Origin of the sequence: Colidextribacter sp. OB.20 (genome assembly GCF_009911595.1) — a bacterium.
Taxonomy (GTDB): domain Bacteria; phylum Bacillota; class Clostridia; order Oscillospirales; family Oscillospiraceae; genus Lawsonibacter.
Map to the genome: position 1 here is coordinate 1 of NZ_QWKG01000084.1, position 15,861 is coordinate 15,861.

At 57.7% G+C, this 15,861-nt stretch carries 16 protein-coding genes and 1 pseudogene; all 17 read right to left on the bottom strand.

The features are described 5' to 3' along the window. Positions 1-466: 466 nt before the first annotated feature. Positions 467-958, bottom strand: coding sequence for a hypothetical protein (locus D1641_RS16850; RefSeq protein ID WP_160667766.1), 492 nt, complete (start codon positions 956-958; stop codon positions 467-469). Between the two features lie 222 nt (positions 959-1,180). Then, a complete protein-coding gene (locus D1641_RS16855) occupies positions 1,181-2,215 on the bottom strand; it encodes a hypothetical protein (RefSeq protein ID WP_160667768.1) in 1,035 nt (344 codons plus the stop codon). 124 nt (positions 2,216-2,339) lie between these two features. Then, positions 2,340-3,104 (bottom strand): hypothetical protein, encoded by a 765-nt coding sequence (locus D1641_RS16860; RefSeq protein WP_160667770.1) that lies wholly within the window; start codon positions 3,102-3,104, stop codon positions 2,340-2,342. Between the two features lie 660 nt (positions 3,105-3,764). Further along, on the bottom strand, positions 3,765-4,823 hold the full coding sequence (locus tag D1641_RS16865; RefSeq protein ID WP_347707460.1) for an MATE family efflux transporter: 1,059 nt from the start codon (positions 4,821-4,823) through the stop codon (positions 3,765-3,767). A gap of 327 nt (positions 4,824-5,150) precedes the next feature. Further along, positions 5,151-5,951, bottom strand: a complete 801-nt coding sequence (locus D1641_RS16870) for an RnfABCDGE type electron transport complex subunit B (protein ID WP_160667772.1) — start codon at positions 5,949-5,951, stop codon at positions 5,151-5,153. 18 nt (positions 5,952-5,969) lie between these two features. Further along, positions 5,970-6,590 (bottom strand): RnfABCDGE type electron transport complex subunit A, encoded by a 621-nt coding sequence (locus D1641_RS16875; protein ID WP_160667774.1) that lies wholly within the window; start codon positions 6,588-6,590, stop codon positions 5,970-5,972. After that, positions 6,590-7,267, bottom strand: a complete 678-nt coding sequence (locus D1641_RS16880; protein ID WP_160667776.1) for an electron transport complex subunit E — start codon at positions 7,265-7,267, stop codon at positions 6,590-6,592. The genes D1641_RS16875 and D1641_RS16880 overlap by 1 nt, the downstream gene beginning before the upstream one ends. Before the next feature lie 17 nt (positions 7,268-7,284). Beyond that, positions 7,285-7,815, bottom strand: coding sequence for an FMN-binding protein (locus D1641_RS16885; protein WP_160667778.1), 531 nt, complete (start codon positions 7,813-7,815; stop codon positions 7,285-7,287). Next, the gene (locus D1641_RS16890) at positions 7,812-8,753 is read right to left on the bottom strand and encodes an RnfABCDGE type electron transport complex subunit D (protein ID WP_160667780.1); all 942 of its coding nucleotides are present in this window, start codon (positions 8,751-8,753) and stop codon (positions 7,812-7,814) included. The genes D1641_RS16885 and D1641_RS16890 overlap by 4 nt, the downstream gene beginning before the upstream one ends. After that, positions 8,753-10,060 (bottom strand): electron transport complex subunit RsxC, encoded by a 1,308-nt coding sequence (gene rsxC, locus D1641_RS16895; RefSeq protein WP_160667782.1) that lies wholly within the window; start codon positions 10,058-10,060, stop codon positions 8,753-8,755. Before rsxC ends, D1641_RS16890 begins: the two co-directional genes overlap by 1 nt. A gap of 273 nt (positions 10,061-10,333) precedes the next feature. Beyond that, entirely contained in the window at positions 10,334-10,510 is a 177-nt protein-coding gene (locus tag D1641_RS19230; RefSeq protein WP_201757414.1) for a hypothetical protein, read from the bottom strand. A 92-nt stretch (positions 10,511-10,602) separates the two neighbouring features. Then, positions 10,603-11,694, bottom strand: a complete 1,092-nt coding sequence (locus tag D1641_RS16900) for an S-layer homology domain-containing protein (RefSeq protein ID WP_160667784.1) — start codon at positions 11,692-11,694, stop codon at positions 10,603-10,605. 275 nt (positions 11,695-11,969) lie between these two features. Then, positions 11,970-12,146, bottom strand: a complete 177-nt coding sequence (locus D1641_RS19235; RefSeq protein ID WP_201757415.1) for a hypothetical protein — start codon at positions 12,144-12,146, stop codon at positions 11,970-11,972. A 12-nt stretch (positions 12,147-12,158) separates the two neighbouring features. Beyond that, positions 12,159-13,349 (bottom strand): sodium/glutamate symporter, encoded by a 1,191-nt coding sequence (gltS, locus tag D1641_RS19900; RefSeq protein WP_347707462.1) that lies wholly within the window; start codon positions 13,347-13,349, stop codon positions 12,159-12,161. Between the two features lie 60 nt (positions 13,350-13,409). Next, positions 13,410-14,315, bottom strand: a pseudogene (locus tag D1641_RS19905) (TAXI family TRAP transporter solute-binding subunit); the annotation flags it as partial. A 68-nt stretch (positions 14,316-14,383) separates the two neighbouring features. Then, positions 14,384-15,541 (bottom strand): tetratricopeptide repeat protein, encoded by a 1,158-nt coding sequence (locus D1641_RS16910; protein WP_160667790.1) that lies wholly within the window; start codon positions 15,539-15,541, stop codon positions 14,384-14,386. A gap of 59 nt (positions 15,542-15,600) precedes the next feature. Then, on the bottom strand, positions 15,601-15,861 hold a 261-nt coding region (locus D1641_RS16915; RefSeq protein ID WP_347707461.1), incomplete at its 5' end, for a hypothetical protein.

The window sequence follows — 15,861 nt, forward strand, 5'->3', positions numbered from 1 at the left end:
TATAAACATCTTGAAAATACAGCCCTGATGATTTATACTAAGTATGTGGTGCTGTTAACACAGTTGTGTATGGATGCCTGCTTCATCCTGCACAGGGCCTAGGGGGTTGCAGCCCTCTAGGCCTGCCCGCACTACTCGTTACCTCGTATCTTTATTCTACCGCATGATACCATCTCCGTCAATAGAATATTTCAAGGGCACCAACTAAAATAGTCAGTGCCCTTGTTTTTTGTGTCATTTTGTCATTATCTACCACATCCAGTGGGTATGGGGTGGTACTCTTTATGTTCTTCGTGGTGCTTGCACAAAAGGCACCCTTGGGCAAGGAACGCCTTCGCTAAACCTCCTATTAACTCCAAATGCTTCTTTACAGCCCACAACCTTGCTTATGTATCACTTTTCCCCCTATGCTACAAATAATGTCAGACAACCACAGGCCCATCCCTGGGCAATTTAATTTGACCACCTACTTTTCTATACACCCCATTTTTATAAGGCGTGCCTTCACCGTATTGTGCGAACACCCCAAAGCCTTCGCAACAGCACGCAATGATTTTGTTTTGTTGTATTCTGCCAAAATTGTTTCATCTGCCAACTTATCTTTATGGGCTGGCGGCCTTATGCACCTGCGTCCTTCCTCCTGTAAATCCTGCTCCCTTTGGCGGCTTTCTATAAGTTGGATGTTTAACCTTTCAACTTTTCTTTTTTCCACCGTGACATCTAACTGCGTCTCAAATAGTTCCGCCTGCACTCTAATTGATTCCATCCGGGCCTCTTTTCTGTCCCGATAAGCTGACAATAGAATATCTGTAATACGGTCAATATCTCCGGAACAAAGCGCAGTGAGGATTCTATTGTATGCTTCTGTTTCAACAGAGTTATAGATGGGTTTCAGTCTCTCCACTAATCTGTTATATTCCCGACTTCCCGGCTCTATCCTTGTTTTATCTGTATCCATGCAGCCCTTCCCCTTTCGTATGTTCAAGCTGACTTAAAATTTTTCTCTTTTTGAAATTTAAGCCCTTTTGCCCCCAATGCTTACCCCAAAACTCAGCTATGCACACCATCGAAAAAGCCCACTGCACAGTTAGATTTTTCGACTGCCGGGGCTTGTTTTCGCCCTCCTGCTTTTTCATCACGGAGGATTCGCAAAGACTTAAAATGTTGGTAGAGGTAACGCCTACCCCCATTTCCCTAAATGCTTGCCGTCAAATATGACCCATGCACTTCCACCCATCGTTGTGAGTGCGGCGTAAAATTCAGATTCCATAAATGGGAAATATGTACTAATCTGCTCGACTGTGCTGGGAGTAATGTTATAGCCGTAGATTGGGGTTGTTCCGATGGCTATCTGATCAGGCGGCATCTTAATGTCAATTCTTTGAGCATAATTGCTACTTAACAATAAAGAGAACTCGGTTTCAGTCACTATCTCAACTCCATACGAGAAATTGAAGTCACCAAAGCAAGAACACAATAGGCCGGTTGTATCTCGGTATTTTGCCGGGAAGACCGCATAACTGTGAGGAACTTTCTCATAATACTCTGTTGCTACAATCGAGTTTTTTGTATCTAAGTCAAGCAGTTTTGCTAAAACCATAATGCTCCCTTCAATTTCTGGTGGTATGTAGTCCCCCCGCACATAGAATGGCTTCCACGATGGCGGCATAGGTATTTCCTCAAATGTTGGGTCTGGTGGAAGTTCTTGAAGCAGTTTCCGAAAGTTTCGCTCCGCCTGTTTTTGGATTTCATCTTTTAATTTTTTTCTGCCATCCTCATCTAACTGGTAATATTTTTCTATGGAATAGAGTTTTGCGCTTGCTTCTCTCCTTGCTTTGTTCCTAAGATTATCATGTACATCTTTCTGTAAGAGATATTGATATGCAAAGTCAATGTGCAAATGGTGACGGTATTTTTTTCCGCTGGCCTGAGTGTCAAAGTTCATTTTGAAAAATTTTGTTCCGTATCGACAATAAACCAGCGACAGCAACAGCATGACCACCCCTTTCCAAGAGTTTTTTATGCGTCTGTCAGCTGTCAGCCCTGTTTCATCAGTAGTAATTTTATAAAATGTCCGCATGGTATGCAGCTGCCTTTGCCCCATTGGAGTAGTGAACACCAGCTTAACTCCTAAGCAGTTTTTCTTCTCTATGATATCCTTATCTATTTTTTCAAATCTGATATAATCTTCATCAATCAATTTCTTTCTTGGCATAACTTTTCCTCCAACAATCATTATCTTCCATTTTATTCCACATCCTGTCCCAACAAAAAACTGGGAGCCTTGTCTCTTGCGAGACATCCCAGTTTTGTGTTGGTCACAATCTGGTGAGTACAAATTAAAAATGTCGGAGCTTCGCCACTGGCGGGGCGGGGTAGAGGTTTGTTGCAAAGTAGTAGTCGCTGAACTCCACCTGTCCGGCCTTTGTGCTGTTCACTTGGCTATGCTTGTTAGGTGCCTTACCTTGGAGCAGTTGTTGAACTTTTTGAAGCTGTGCCTTTGTCCCGTTCCAAGTGCTGACCTCCATGGGCTGAGCCAGCCCCTGTGACACAAAGTAGCACCGCTTTCTGTATAGGGGATGGCTTCGGCTTTGGTGTATCAAGTCTTTCGTGATGTAGAGCAACACCTTTTTTGTATCATCGACACCTACAATGTCCACGATTCCATTTTGCCATAGCGGTGCGACATTGTCCAGACCGAATTGAGTATCAGGAGCATTGATCAGAAGATGAAAGTGGTACGCTCCCCTCTGCTGGATCTCCAGCGTGGCGATATAACGTACATCCTCCAGCTTGCGGCGTAACCGCTTTGTGAATAACTTGAACCCCTTGACCGCTGTGTCATAATCCTGCACATTCTCCCGGAATGTTAGTGTAACGAACACGCAAGCCCCAGCTTCAAAATTCACATCAGCCAGCCTGAGTAGCTTTTCACGTTTTGCCCTTTGGCGGTATTGATATGCTGTGTCCAGCTCCTGTGCAGTCATGGCGGTTGGCGGCTGTTTTGTTTGAGCTGACCTTCTGCCTGTGTTGATTCGTTCATAATTTGTTTGCTTGACAAAGTTTCTGGTTATGATATAATTTGAATAGTTTATATGTGTCATGAGATTTTCTCCTGTCAACCTTTAATTTACAAAGATTGATAGGAATACGTCATTTACACACGCCTAAAAATTTTTACCCCCATGTCCTACTCCAATTTTCCACACGCTCAACATTTCGATTTGCAATATCAAAAATTTAGTGCGTTAGACGTTTGATTTTTTCAAACGCCTAACGCTCTTTTTAAATGTTCTCACAGCGGTCAAAATTGCCAAATTATTCCTTTTTATGCTATTATGAGGGGCCACTGTCCCAACATCGCAACCAGAAGCTCGGGAGCCAAAGCCGTAGCCATAACCCCAAAGCCCCCAAGGAAAGCCAAGGTTAGGCAAGGCTAAACCCTACATTCTGGCTACACCCACCAGCCATCCACACACAACGAAAAAAGCCCTGAACCCTTACGGCCCAAAGCTTTTGCGTGATTATCGTTCAGCCTACATAAGGCCCAATCGTCTGAATGGCATTCAAGAGGTCAGCGGTTCGATCCCGCTTATCTCCACCATCTCAAGGGAAAGAGCTTTATTACCCGCCGCTTAACACGCGGCGGGTTTCCTTATGCCGGGATGGTTACAAGCTCCATGCCCATATTCCGCTTTTCAAACAAGGCCTAGAGAAACACGGCGGCCAAGGAGCCGCCGTGCAGACATATTGACACACTTCACCTAGCCCTGACCAATGGCCTTGAGCTCCCATCTGTGCCCGCAGAACCGTGGGAGGAAGAAGGCAATCCGCAGGGCCCAGTCCACAAACATGGCCATCCAGATTCCCAGCACGCCATATCCAAGGCAGCGCCCCAGCAGAATGCCGAAGCACACCCGCATAGTCCACATGGACACAGAGGAAACGATCATGGTAAAGGTCGTGTCCCCGGCCGCCCGGAGCGCCTGGGGCAGCGTAAAGGCCAGGGGCCAGATCAGAAGGCCGAAAAGGCCGTGCATCCATATGATCTGATAGGCGCAGCGCTCCGCCTCCCCCGAGACATTATACAGCTGAAGGGCGGCGGGCATCAGAAAATAGACCGCCAAAATGCACAGGCTCATACACAGATAGGTGGTCTTGAGCAGCTTCTTCGTGTAAAGCCGGGCCTTTTGATAGTCACCCGCCCCAACGCACTGAGACACCACCGTTACAATACCCAGCCCGACGGCGTTGCCCGCTATGCACTGGAAGGTGCACAGCGTATTGCCAATCGCGTTGGCCGCGACAGAGGCGGTCCCCAGCACCGCCACTGTGGACAGGAGAAGGATCTTGCCCAGCTGGAACATACTGCTCTCCAGACCGTTAGTCACGCCGTAGCGGAGGATATGTCTGATGATGCGCCGGTCATGCCTCAGGCTGAGCTTTTCCACCTGCATGGGCAGGTTAGGCCTCCGGAGCAGGAAGAGCATCGCGGCGGCGGTGAACATCCGGGAGAGCAGCGTGGGGATGGCAACCCCCTCCACGCCCCTGTGAAAGCCGAAAATCAAAATCGCGTTGCCCGCGGCGTTGATGACATTCATCACCAGGGAAACCCACATGGATATCCTGGAGCTGCCCATCACCCGGAAGAGCGCCGCCCCTGCGCCGTAGATGGCCAGGAAGGGGGTGGAGGCCTCCACAGTGGTATAATAAGTATATTGGTATAGACGGTTACATCCGCCTCCACCTGCCCAAATACTGCCCCGCGATGGCCGCGCCCCCGTCGCCAGGGGTGAAAAGGCGTTCACCAGCAGTACGTTCACCGTATCTGCCGCCGATCAGGGCTTATTTGAAAAATGTCTATGCGCCCAAAGGGCGGTTCTCTCTCCATTTTTCTAACAGCGCTTAGTCAGTATAGTCGACGCACTTGAGAAGAGGTAAAAAGGAGGGGAGGAAAAATGGCGCGGGGCAAGGCGGAGGATGCAGGCGGGCTGATGCCCGCCAAAGACGACAACGCCGCCCTGTGCCATTTTGGCCGCCGAACTTTACCGATTTTCAAGTGTGTTGACTATATACCGCATTTTTCAAAAAGTGCAAGACCTCAAAGAAAAAGGACGGCGCGGCCGAAGCCGCGCCGTCCAAATCAGTTTTTACTCGGCGCCGGGCACGTGAATGACCCCGACAGGGCACTCCTTCACGCAGATCTGGCAGCCCACACACTTGTCCTGGTCAATCCTGGCCAGGAAGTTCTCCACAGTGATGGCCTCCTTGGGGCAGGCCTTGGCGCACTTCATGCAGCCGATACAGCCGGCAGTACAGGCCTTCCGGGTGTCAGCCCCCTTGTCCTTGTTCTGGCACAGGACCACGGGCTTGCGCTTGTGCTCGGGAACGATGGAGATGACAGCGTTGGGGCAGACGGCGGCGCAGGCGCCGCAGCCGGTGCACTTGGTCCGGTCCACCTTGGCGATGCCGTCCACAATGTGGATGGCGTCGAAGGCGCAGGCCCGGGTACAGTCGCCGTAGCCCAGGCAGCCGAACTTGCACAGCCCATCGCCTCCGTAGAGGCCCTTGACGGCCTGGCAGCTCTGAACACCCTGGAACTCGTACTTCTTACCCGCCTTGTCACAGGTGCCGGAGCAGGCGACCACCGCCTTCATAGGTGTGGAGGACCCGGCCTCCACGCCCATGATCTCCGCCACCTTGGCGGCACAGGCGGCGCCGCCGGGGGTGCACTTGTTGACGGCGTTGCCGTCCTCCACGATGCTTTTGGCGTAATCAGCACAGCCGGCGCAGCCGCAGGCGCCGCAGTTGGCCCCCGCCAGGACGGCGGTGATTTTCTCCACCCGCTCATCCACAGGGACATACATGAAGATGGAGGCGGCAACCAGGATAATCGCGCCGATCAGGCCGATCACCGTGACCAGGATAACTGCCATTAAAATCGGATTCATACTACTCTCCCCCTCCTATCAAGCCGCAACGTTGAAGATAGCGTCGATGATGCCGCCGAAGCCCATAAAGGACAGGGAGGTCACCGCGGCGGCCACCAGCGTGATGGGCAGGCCCTCGAAGCACTTGGGGGTGACGGCCTGCTCCACCCGGCGGCGCACGCCGGAGAAGAGCACCATGGCCACCAGGAAGCCGATGCCGGCGCCGGCGGCACAGACGATGGACTCAATAAAGTTATAGCCGTTGTCCAGATTCAGGATGGTCACGCCCAGGATGGTGCAGTTGGTAGTGATCAGGGGCAGGTACACGCCCAGCGCCTTGTACAGCGAAGGAATGAACTTCTTGAGGAAGTTCTCCAGCAGCTGAACCAGAATGGCAATAATCAGGATGAACACAATGGTCTGAAGGTAGCTCATGTCCCGGTCAGTACCCACAGCCCAGTCGGGGCAAAGGAGCAACTTGTAGATAGGCCAGGTGGCGGCGGTTGCCATGACCATAACGAAGGTGACAGCCAGTGACATGCCCACAGCGCTGTCCAGCTTTTTGGACACGCCCAGGAAGGGGCAGATGCCCAGGAATTTGGCCAGAACATAGTTATCCACCAGGATCATGGTAAAGAAGATGACTGCGAGCTTCACCATTACGCATTACCTCCTTCCGCAGTGGGGGCGCTCTTCTTGGGCCGGGTGGTCAGCCAGGTGGCCCCGGCCATCAGAACACCGAACACGAAGAAGCCGCCGGGGGCGCTGGTCATCAGGGAGAAAGTGTCGATGGACTCAGGGATAACCTGGATCTTGAAGTCGGCGCCCAAAGTGGGAATCAGGCCGCCCAGACCGGCCATCCAGGTGCCGGAGCCAATAATCTCACGGATGGAGCCCATAATCACCAGAGTGATGGTAAATCCGATGCCCATGCCGATGCCGTCCAGGGCGGAGTCCAGGATGCTGTTCTTGGAGGCAAACATCTCGGCGCGGCCCAGAATGATGCAGTTGACCACGATCAGGGGCAGATAGACGCCCAAAGACTTGTCCAGGTCGGGCACATAGGCCTTGACAATCATCTGCACGACGGACACGAAGCCGGCGATGACGGTGATGTAGCAGGGAATGCGGACCTGGTCGGGGATAACCTTCCGCAGGGCGGAGATGACGATGTTGGAGCACAGCAGCACAAAGGTGGCGGCCAACCCCATGCCAATGCCGTTGGAGGCCATGGTGGTGACGGCCAGGGTGGGGCAGGTGCCCAGGACAAGCCGCAGAACCGGGTTTTCGTTTAAAATGCCGTTGGTAAGGATTTTCATTTTACTGTTTTCACTCATCTTGACTCACCTGCCTTTCAAGGAATCGCGTTGTACGCGGTGATGGCGGAGTTGACGGCGCTGTTCAGCGCCTTGCTGGAGATGGTGGCTCCGTTATAGGCGTCCACGTCGGTGCCCAGCACCAGATTTTTGGCGCTGTCCAGGCCGGCGTACTTCTCCCAGTAGGAGGCGTTGTTGGACACGTTGCTGCCGATGCCCTGGGTCTCCTGGGCCTCGGTGACCTTCAGCTGCTTGATGGAGCCGTCGGGGCCGAAGGCGGTCATCACTGTCATGGTGCCGCCATAGCCCTTGGCGGTGCTGGTGATGACGCAGCCGGCGCCGTTGTTGGCCTGGTACACGGCGGTCACATTTTCAACCGTGACGTCCACAGCGGTGAAGTCGTCCGCGTCGGGCAGCAGCTCGATCCGAGCGGCCTTCTCGGCGGCCGCCTTGGCCTCGGCGATGACGGGGGCGGTGGCGCTGTTGGTGGCGGCCAGAGCGCCGGTAATCACCACGCAGATGACACACAGCACCACAATGGGCTTGAATACTTTATCCCAGTTGCTCATTTCGCACCCTCCTTTTTCTTCTTGGCAATGCCCAGCTTATCCTGCCGGGTGTTGACCTCGATGTAGGGGGTAATCAGGTTCATCAGCAGGATGGCGAAGGACACGCCCTCATTCATGTTGCCGAACCGGCGGATCAGCATGGTGACAACCCCCAGGAAGATGCCGGCAACCAGCTTACCCTTGTCGGTGGTGGGAGAGGTGACGTAGTCGGTAGCCATGAAGAAGGCGCCCAGCATCAGGCCGCCAGAGAGCAGCTGCACGATGGGGTCCATGCCGAAGCACAGGGACAGAACGGCCACTGTAGCCAGATAAGTAACAGGGAGCACAGGGCTGATGACCTTGGTGGCAATCAGATAGATGCCGCCGATGAGGATGGTGATGGCGCAGGTCTCGCCCAGCACGCCGCCGTGGTTGCCCAGCAACAGGGTGACATAGGAGCCGGCGTCCAGGCTTCCGGCCGCGGCCAGGGGGGTGGCGGAGGCCAGGGCATCTACACCGTTGGCGGGCAGGGGATAGCCGGCCATCCTGGTGCCGAAGCCCACGGCCAGGGCGATGCGGCCCACAATGGCGGGGTTGGCGAAGTTATAGCCCAGGCCGCCAAAGAGCTGCTTGATGATGACGATGGCGATGAACGCCCCCACCACGGCCATCCACCAGGGGAGTGTGGCGGGCAGGTTAAAGGCCAGCAGCAGGCCGGTGACCACGGCGGACAGGTCGTCCACGGGGACCTCCCGGCCCATCAGCTTGCAGTAGGCCCACTCAAAGAAGACGCAGGCCGCCACAGTGACGGCGGTAACCACCAGAGAATTGAAGCCGAAAATGATGACGGAGGCGATTAGGGTGGGGACCAGAGCCAGGCACACCCGGCCCATAATCTTCTGAGTGCTGTCTTCGCTGGTAATATGGGGTGCGGCAGTGACAATCAGCTTGTTGTCCATTACTTCTTACCTCCATTCTTCATCATAATCTTGGCCAGGGCGATGGAGGGGGCCAGAGGCCGCTTGGCCGGGCAGACGAAGGAGCAGGTGCCGCAGCTCATGCACAGGTCGGCGTTGAGCTCGACGAGCAGGTCCACGTTGCCGTCGTTGTAGGCCTGGACGATCTCCTTGGCGGAGAGCCCCAGCGGGCAGGCGTTGGTGCACCGGCCGCAGTGGATGCAGTTGGTGGCCTTGGGCAGCTGGCCCCACTTCTTGGAGAAGGCCAGCACCGCGTTGTTGTTCTTCAGGACAGGCTGGCTCAGGTCAGCGATGCAGTTGCCCATCATGGGGCCGCCGTAGAGCACCTTTCCAGGCTCGCCGGTGAGGCCGCCGCAGAAGTCCAGCAGCTCCTGGACGGGGGTGCCGATGATGACCTCCACGTTTCCGGGGTTCTTGACGATGTCTCCGTCCACAGTGAGGCGCTTGGTGGTCAGGGGCATGCCGGTAGCCAGGTACTTGCCCACAAAGGCAACGGAGGTGACGTTCATCACAATGACCCCCACGTCGGAGGGCAGGCCGGGGAAGGGAACCTCTCTGCCGGTGCAGTTCTCAATGAGGACCTTCTCAGCGCCCTGGGGGTAGCTGCAGGGCAGCTCCTTCACCTCGACCCCGGCGGGGGCCGCGCTCTTCATCTTGGCGATGGCCTCTGGCTTGTTGGCCTCAATGCCGATGATGCACTTGGGGATCTCCAGATACTTCATCACCGCCTGGATGCCGTCCAGAATGTATTGGGTGTCCTCCAGGAAGCAGCGGTTGTCCGAGGTGATATAGGGCTCGCACTCGGCGCCGTTGATGAGCAGCGTGTCGATCTCGTCCAGGTTCTTGGGGGACAGCTTCACCACCGTGGGGAAGCCGGCGCCGCCCAGGCCCACCAGGCCGCTGGCCCGGACCGCGTCCTGGAAGGACTTCAGGTCGGTGACCGTGGGGGGGGCGATGGAGGGGTCTGCCGTCTGTTTGCCGTCGGGGATGATGACCACGGCGGTCTGGGGCGCGCCGTTGGGCGCGGTGATGGTGACGATGCTGTCCACCGTGCCGGACACGCCGGAGTGGATGTCCATGGAGACAAAGCCGCCCGCCTTGCCCACCACGGTGCCCACGCAGACCTGGTCGCCCTTGGCCACTTGGGGGGCGGCGGGGGCGCCGATGTGCTGGTTCATGGACAGCACGATCTTGGAGGGCAGCGGCATCTTCACAGTCTCCTGATTGGAAGTCCGCTTTTCATGCGGGACCTGCGCGCCGTGCGCAGATCGTTTGAGGAATTTGCTCATTCAATTTTCGACCTCCCTAATAACTTGCTGGGATAACGCAGCCCGGCTGTTCCACTCACCCTCTCCGGACGTACGCCGTCCGTCTGCGCCGGGCATGCGACAAAACCCGCCGGTCTCCCCTTTTTGTTTTCGGAGACCGCCGGCCTTGCTGGTAATGGATATGATACACCAGTTTTGGGGAGAATGCAAGTTTTTTTGGGGCGCTCGTCCATTTTTTCGGCAAAAGATTTTGGGCGCGGAGGAAGGTCCCTCCGCGCCCGGATTCACAGCCGTTCAGCAGCAGCCGTTGTTGCACCCGCAGCCGTTGTTGCACCCGCAGCCGTTATTGCAGCCGCAGCTGTTGTTGCAGCCACAGCCATTCCCACAGCCTCCGCAGCTGAACAGGATGATGATGAGGATAATGATCCACAGACAGCTATTGCCGCCCCAGCCATTATTGCAGCACCCCATTATGAGTACCTCCTACATATGAAAGTTTTAAGAGGGCTGTTTGCCACTCTCAATTCCATCATATGGCGCCGGAGGCCGATCGGTGAATCCAATTACAGGACCTTTTCGCAGAAAGTGCGCAGCATTGCGGCCATCTGCGCCCGGGTGGCTTCCCCCTGGGGGGCCAGCGTGACGGTTCCGTTGACAATGGAGCCATTGATGATCCCCAGCTCCACCGCCCAGGCCATAGGGGTTCTGGCCCAGCCGCTGACCCTGCCCTCATCGGGGAAGGCGGACAGGTTCGCCCCCGCCCCGGTACTCCTGTTCAGATACTTTGTTGTGTAATTATAGAGCATTCCCACCGCCTGCTCCCGGGTGATGCGGCCGGTGGGGGCAAAGGCGTTTCCCCCCACCCCCAGGGTGATGCCCTCCTTCGCGCCCCATGCCACAGCCTCGCTGTACCACTCCCCCGCAGGCACGTCGGTAAAGACAGGGCCTCCGCTCTGGGCCGGGGAGCCGGCCAGCCGGTGGAGCACCGACACCAGCATGGCCCGGTTCATCACGCCCTCTGGGTCAAAATGGTGCTCATCTATGCCGTTAAACAGCTTCTGGGTGTAGGCGTAGTTCACCGCGTCATAACACCACAGGTCCTGGGGGATGTCGTAGAAGGGGGTGTGCTGCGCAAGGCCGGGGGTGGAGCTGTAGTCCCCCTGGACACCCAGCAGAGCCTGTCCCGAACGGACGGTCACCCAGGTGCCGGTGCCCTCCCCCACCAGATAGCGGTGGCCGGCGGTCAGCTTTCCGCCGGAGGCCAGCTCCGTCCCGGCGGTGACGTCCACCACCACGCCGCTGTGCTCCGCTGAGGCGCTCCCCTCCACCAGGAGAAAGCCGGAGCCAGTGGTCAGAGAGATCACCTCCCCGTCCGACCAGTCTCGGGGAGCCAGAGTGTCGCTGGACTGCCCGGCCCCGCTTCCGCCGCCCGTCTGCCCGGCGTGAGCCGCATCCAGCTGGCCCAGGGCCTTGTTGTAGGTCTCCTGGAGCATCCTGTCAGACTCCTTCTCCCCCATCCGGAGGGCACTGGGATAGAAGGTCTCCCGCAGATAGCTCAGAGAGATCAGGCTGTCTCCGGCAGCCGCCGCGCCGGCCGCCCCGGCCAGAAGAATCAGGACCAGGAGAACCCCAAGGGGGCGCAGGTATCGTTTCATATTTCATCCTCCTCAGTGTTCTCCCCGTTCATGGACAGGTATGATAAGGCTCCTTCAGTGTACCTCATCCCGCCCGTACTGTCAAGAGAGGCTCTGGCAAACCAACTCTCAGGGGCGGATATCATACACCTGTCTCTCCAAAAATTCCGGCCTCTCCAGAGGACGGGCGGCTGATAGCCATTCCTGCTGTAAAGGGTCCCGTGGAAACATATTCTTTTCTTATACAAAGCGCCGCAGGACTGCAAGTCCTGCGGCGCCCTCCTCAGACGGCCAACTTATTTTTCGGGCTTTCTCCTGCCGATGTGGATCTCGGGAATCGCTACGGTGTCATAGCGAATCTCCTCCTGGTCCTCCTCCAGCTCCTCCGTCTCATCCACCTCGCCGGTCAGCACCTCAGGAACCGCCAGCTCGTCAGAACGGAAGGTCAGCTTCGGATCCTTCTTATCACTCATACAAAGTCCTCCTTACAGCAGGTTGATAAAGAACGTGATTGTAATACTGTTGATAAAGTCGGCGAACATGCTGCCCACGATGGGCACCAGGATATAGGCCTTGACGGAAGGGACAAACCTGTCCGTCAGCGCCTGCATGTTGGCCATGGCGTTGGGCGTGGCGCCCATGCCAAAGCCGCAGCTGCCCGCCGCCAGGACGGCGGCGTCGTAATTCCGGCCCATCACGTTAAACACCACGAAATAGGCGAACAGGAACATCAGCACAGCCTGCACCACCAGCAGGACAATCAGAGGCACAGCCAGAGCGGCCAGCTGCCACAGCTTCAGGGTAATCATGGCAATGCCCAGGAACAGGGACAGGCAGATGCCGCCGATGTCGTTAATTTCCCCCATGGGGACCTCAAACTTACCTGTAAATTCGCTGAAATTGCGCATAATGGCCGCCACGATCATGGCGCCGATGTACACAGGGAAGTTCATGGTGGTCACGGTGGTCAGCGCCCAGGAGACAATGGTACCCACGCCCATGGCAATGGCAATCTGGTAGGCGGCGGGGGCGTAGCCCCGGACGGAGCGGTGGTGCTTCTGCTCGTCCTCCACCAGGGGGCCGTCGTCCACGGGGACGGCGGTTTTCAGCAGGTCGTGCTTCAAAATCAGCCGCCGGCCCAGCGGTCCGCCCATGAGGGAGCCGGCAATCAGGCCGAAGGTGGCCGCCGCGGTACAGAGGGTGGTAGCCCCCTCCAGGCCCAGGCCCTCCAGGTCGGGTCCGAAGGCCCCCGCCGTGCCGTGTCCGCCCACCATGGGGATGGAGCCGGTGCACATGCCGAAGATGCGATCCACACCCAGGAACGGGGACAGGCCCACCGCCACAGCGTTCTGCAGAATGATCAGCGTCGTGACGCAGACCAGGAAAATCAGCAGGCTGACGCCGCCGCTCTTCAGCACCTTCAGGTTGGCCTGGAAGCCCACCGAGGTGAAGAACATAATCATGCAGACGTTTTTCAGCGTCTCGTCAAAGTTCATCTCCATAACGCCCGTGGCGAAGAGGATGCAGGACAGGATGGCAAAGACCAGGCCGCCCACCACCGGGGAGGGGATGCAGAAAGTCTCCAGCACCTTGATCCGCTTCTTCAGCCAGGTGCCCAGGAAGAGGATCACCACGGCGATAGCCAGGGTCTGATACATGTCCAGGGAGATGTGCAGCGGGAGGGTCAGGCCCTCCTTCTCCGGGGCCCAGCGCTCCACGCTGATCCCCTGCTTCTCATAGTAGTCCGCCGCGCCAGGGTGGAAGGGAACGGGAACGGCCTGGACCCCCTCCTCCGGGCTGAGGGAGGCGTCCATAGCCACCGCCTCCTGGAGTACGGAATTGTGGCTGAACAGAACGCCTGTAACCGCCTCCACTGTGGCGGCGTCCAGCTCATTGCCGGCCACCAGAACCGCCCGGACACCCAGGGTGGTCACGTCCTCCGTCTGCCCCTGGTAGGTCCCCGCCGGAATGGTGCAGGCGGCGTAGCAGTTATAGAGGCTGGTCAGCTGGTCGATGGACCGCTGGTCGATGGACAGAAGCCGGATATCCATCTTTCCGGCCAGTTCGGCCACCGCGTTGGTGGGGGCGCCCGCCGTACAGAAGAAGGCGTCGATCTCCCCCCGCTCCATGGCCGCGGCAGAGTCGGCAAAGGACAGCCGCTCGGCCTGGAGCACATCGGTGGTCAGGCCGCTGGCCATAAGGATCTGTTCGGCGTTGCGGGTGACGCCCGACTCATCCGCGCCAATCGAGACCCGCTTTCCCGCCAGGTCGGCCACAGAGGTGATTCCGGATGCCTTGGTCACCACAATCTGACAGGCCTCGGTGTAGATGCCCGCCACGGCGCTGTATTTATCTCCATCCTCCGCATACTTCAATGTGTCACTCTGGACAACAGCCAGGTCCAGCAGATCGCCCCGGAGCAGCCGCAGGTTGGCCTCGGAGCCGGTGGTGGTCAGCACCTCTGTCTCCCGGCCTGTGACCTCGGTCATCAGCGGCGCCAGGGCATTGCCGTAGGCGTAGTAGGTGCCGCCCTCTCCTCCGGTGCCCAGCCGCAGGCCGTCCGCCGACTTGCCGCACCCGCTCAGACAGGACAGCAGCACCATTGCCGGAAGCAGGAGCGCAAAGCTTTTTCGCAGTTTCATAATCAAACCTTCCTCCTTCTTTCTCCTCACTCGCTTTTTTCTGAATCAGCGCTATTCCTAATCATATATCATTTATTATCTTTGTCAATCTCTTCTAAGTCATTTTTTGAAAATTGTGCATTCTGCCCCTCGCTGTCCTCCAGGACCCGCCGCTCCAGCCAGCGCTGATTCTCCCTCAGCCGCTGGTTTTCCGGCTCCAGGGCGGCCGCCTTCCCGGCCTCCTCCAGGGCCTGCGGGTAATTCCCCAGGTAATAATATGCCATGGCCCGCAGGTCGTGGGGCAGGCTGCCCCAGGCCTCCGCCTCGCAGATGTAGCTCCGGGGCCGGACGGTGACGGCCAGGGCGCAGGCGGTGAAGTAGAGCACCCCCTCCCACTCCTCCAGGGCGTATAGCATCCGGGCCAGGTCCATGTAGGGCTCCCGCAGGTGGGGGGCCTCGGTGATGGCCCGGAGATACCAGTCTCTGGCCTGGCCGGTATCCCCTTTTTCCCAGCAGGAGCGGGCGATATACCGCATGGAGGCCGCCCGCTCGTCCCGCCACACGGCGGTGGGCATAGCCAGATGGCCCTTCAGGGTCCGGATGCAGTCGTCCCAGCGGCCCCGATACATATACTCCCGGCCTAAGTAGTGGACATTCCGGTCGTCCCCCGGCTCCTCCCGGACGGACAGCTCCAGCAGGGGCAGATATTGCCCACGGGATTTGACAGGGTCCGGATGGTGGTCCAGCTGGACCCCCTCCGCACTGACCATGGGTCCGGGACTGCCCTCCCCCACCCATTTGAGCACCTCGTGGACCGGATGGACCCACCGATAGCCTTGGCGGGCGTGAATCTTCTCGTACCAGAAGACCACACCCTCCGACCCGTCGGCGTTAAAGGACCAGGTGTATCGGTAGGAGGCCTGTCCCGCCCCCGGAACCCAGGCCCGCTCCAGCGCTGCCCGCCAGCCGGGGCGAAGCACCTCGTCCAGATCGGTGCACACACAGATGTCCGTATCCTCGGGCACCAGCTCCAGGGAGCGGTTCCGGGCCGTGTCGAAGCGCCAGGGGGAAATGGACTCCACCGTCACCTCCGCCCCCCGGGTCCGCAGCTTCTCCACCGTGCCGTCCTCCGATCCGGTATCCAGCACCACCACCTGGTCGGCCTCCGACATGGAGTCCATCCAGCGGTCCGCGAACTTCTCCTCATTTTTGCAAATGGCATAGACGCATACCTTGTACTTCCCCATAAGTACCTCCTTCTAAAAAGGGCCGGCGCTCCCAGGTCAGGAGCGCCGGCGGGTTTCAATCAGGTCGCAATGACGCCAGCAGTCCTCAGAGAAGCCAGCAGCTCATTGATCTTGTCTACGAGCTCCGGAGTTCCGGCGCCCGGGTCCTCATCCGCTACAGCAGGACCAGGGGTGATAGCAGGACCGGCAGGGCCAGTGGGGCCGGTGGGACCAGCGGGGCCCTCAGCACCGGCAGCGCCTGTCGCGCCGGTAGCTCCAGTGGCGCCTGCAGGGCCGACGGGGCCAGTGGGGCCGGTAGGACCAGCGGGGCCCTCAGCACC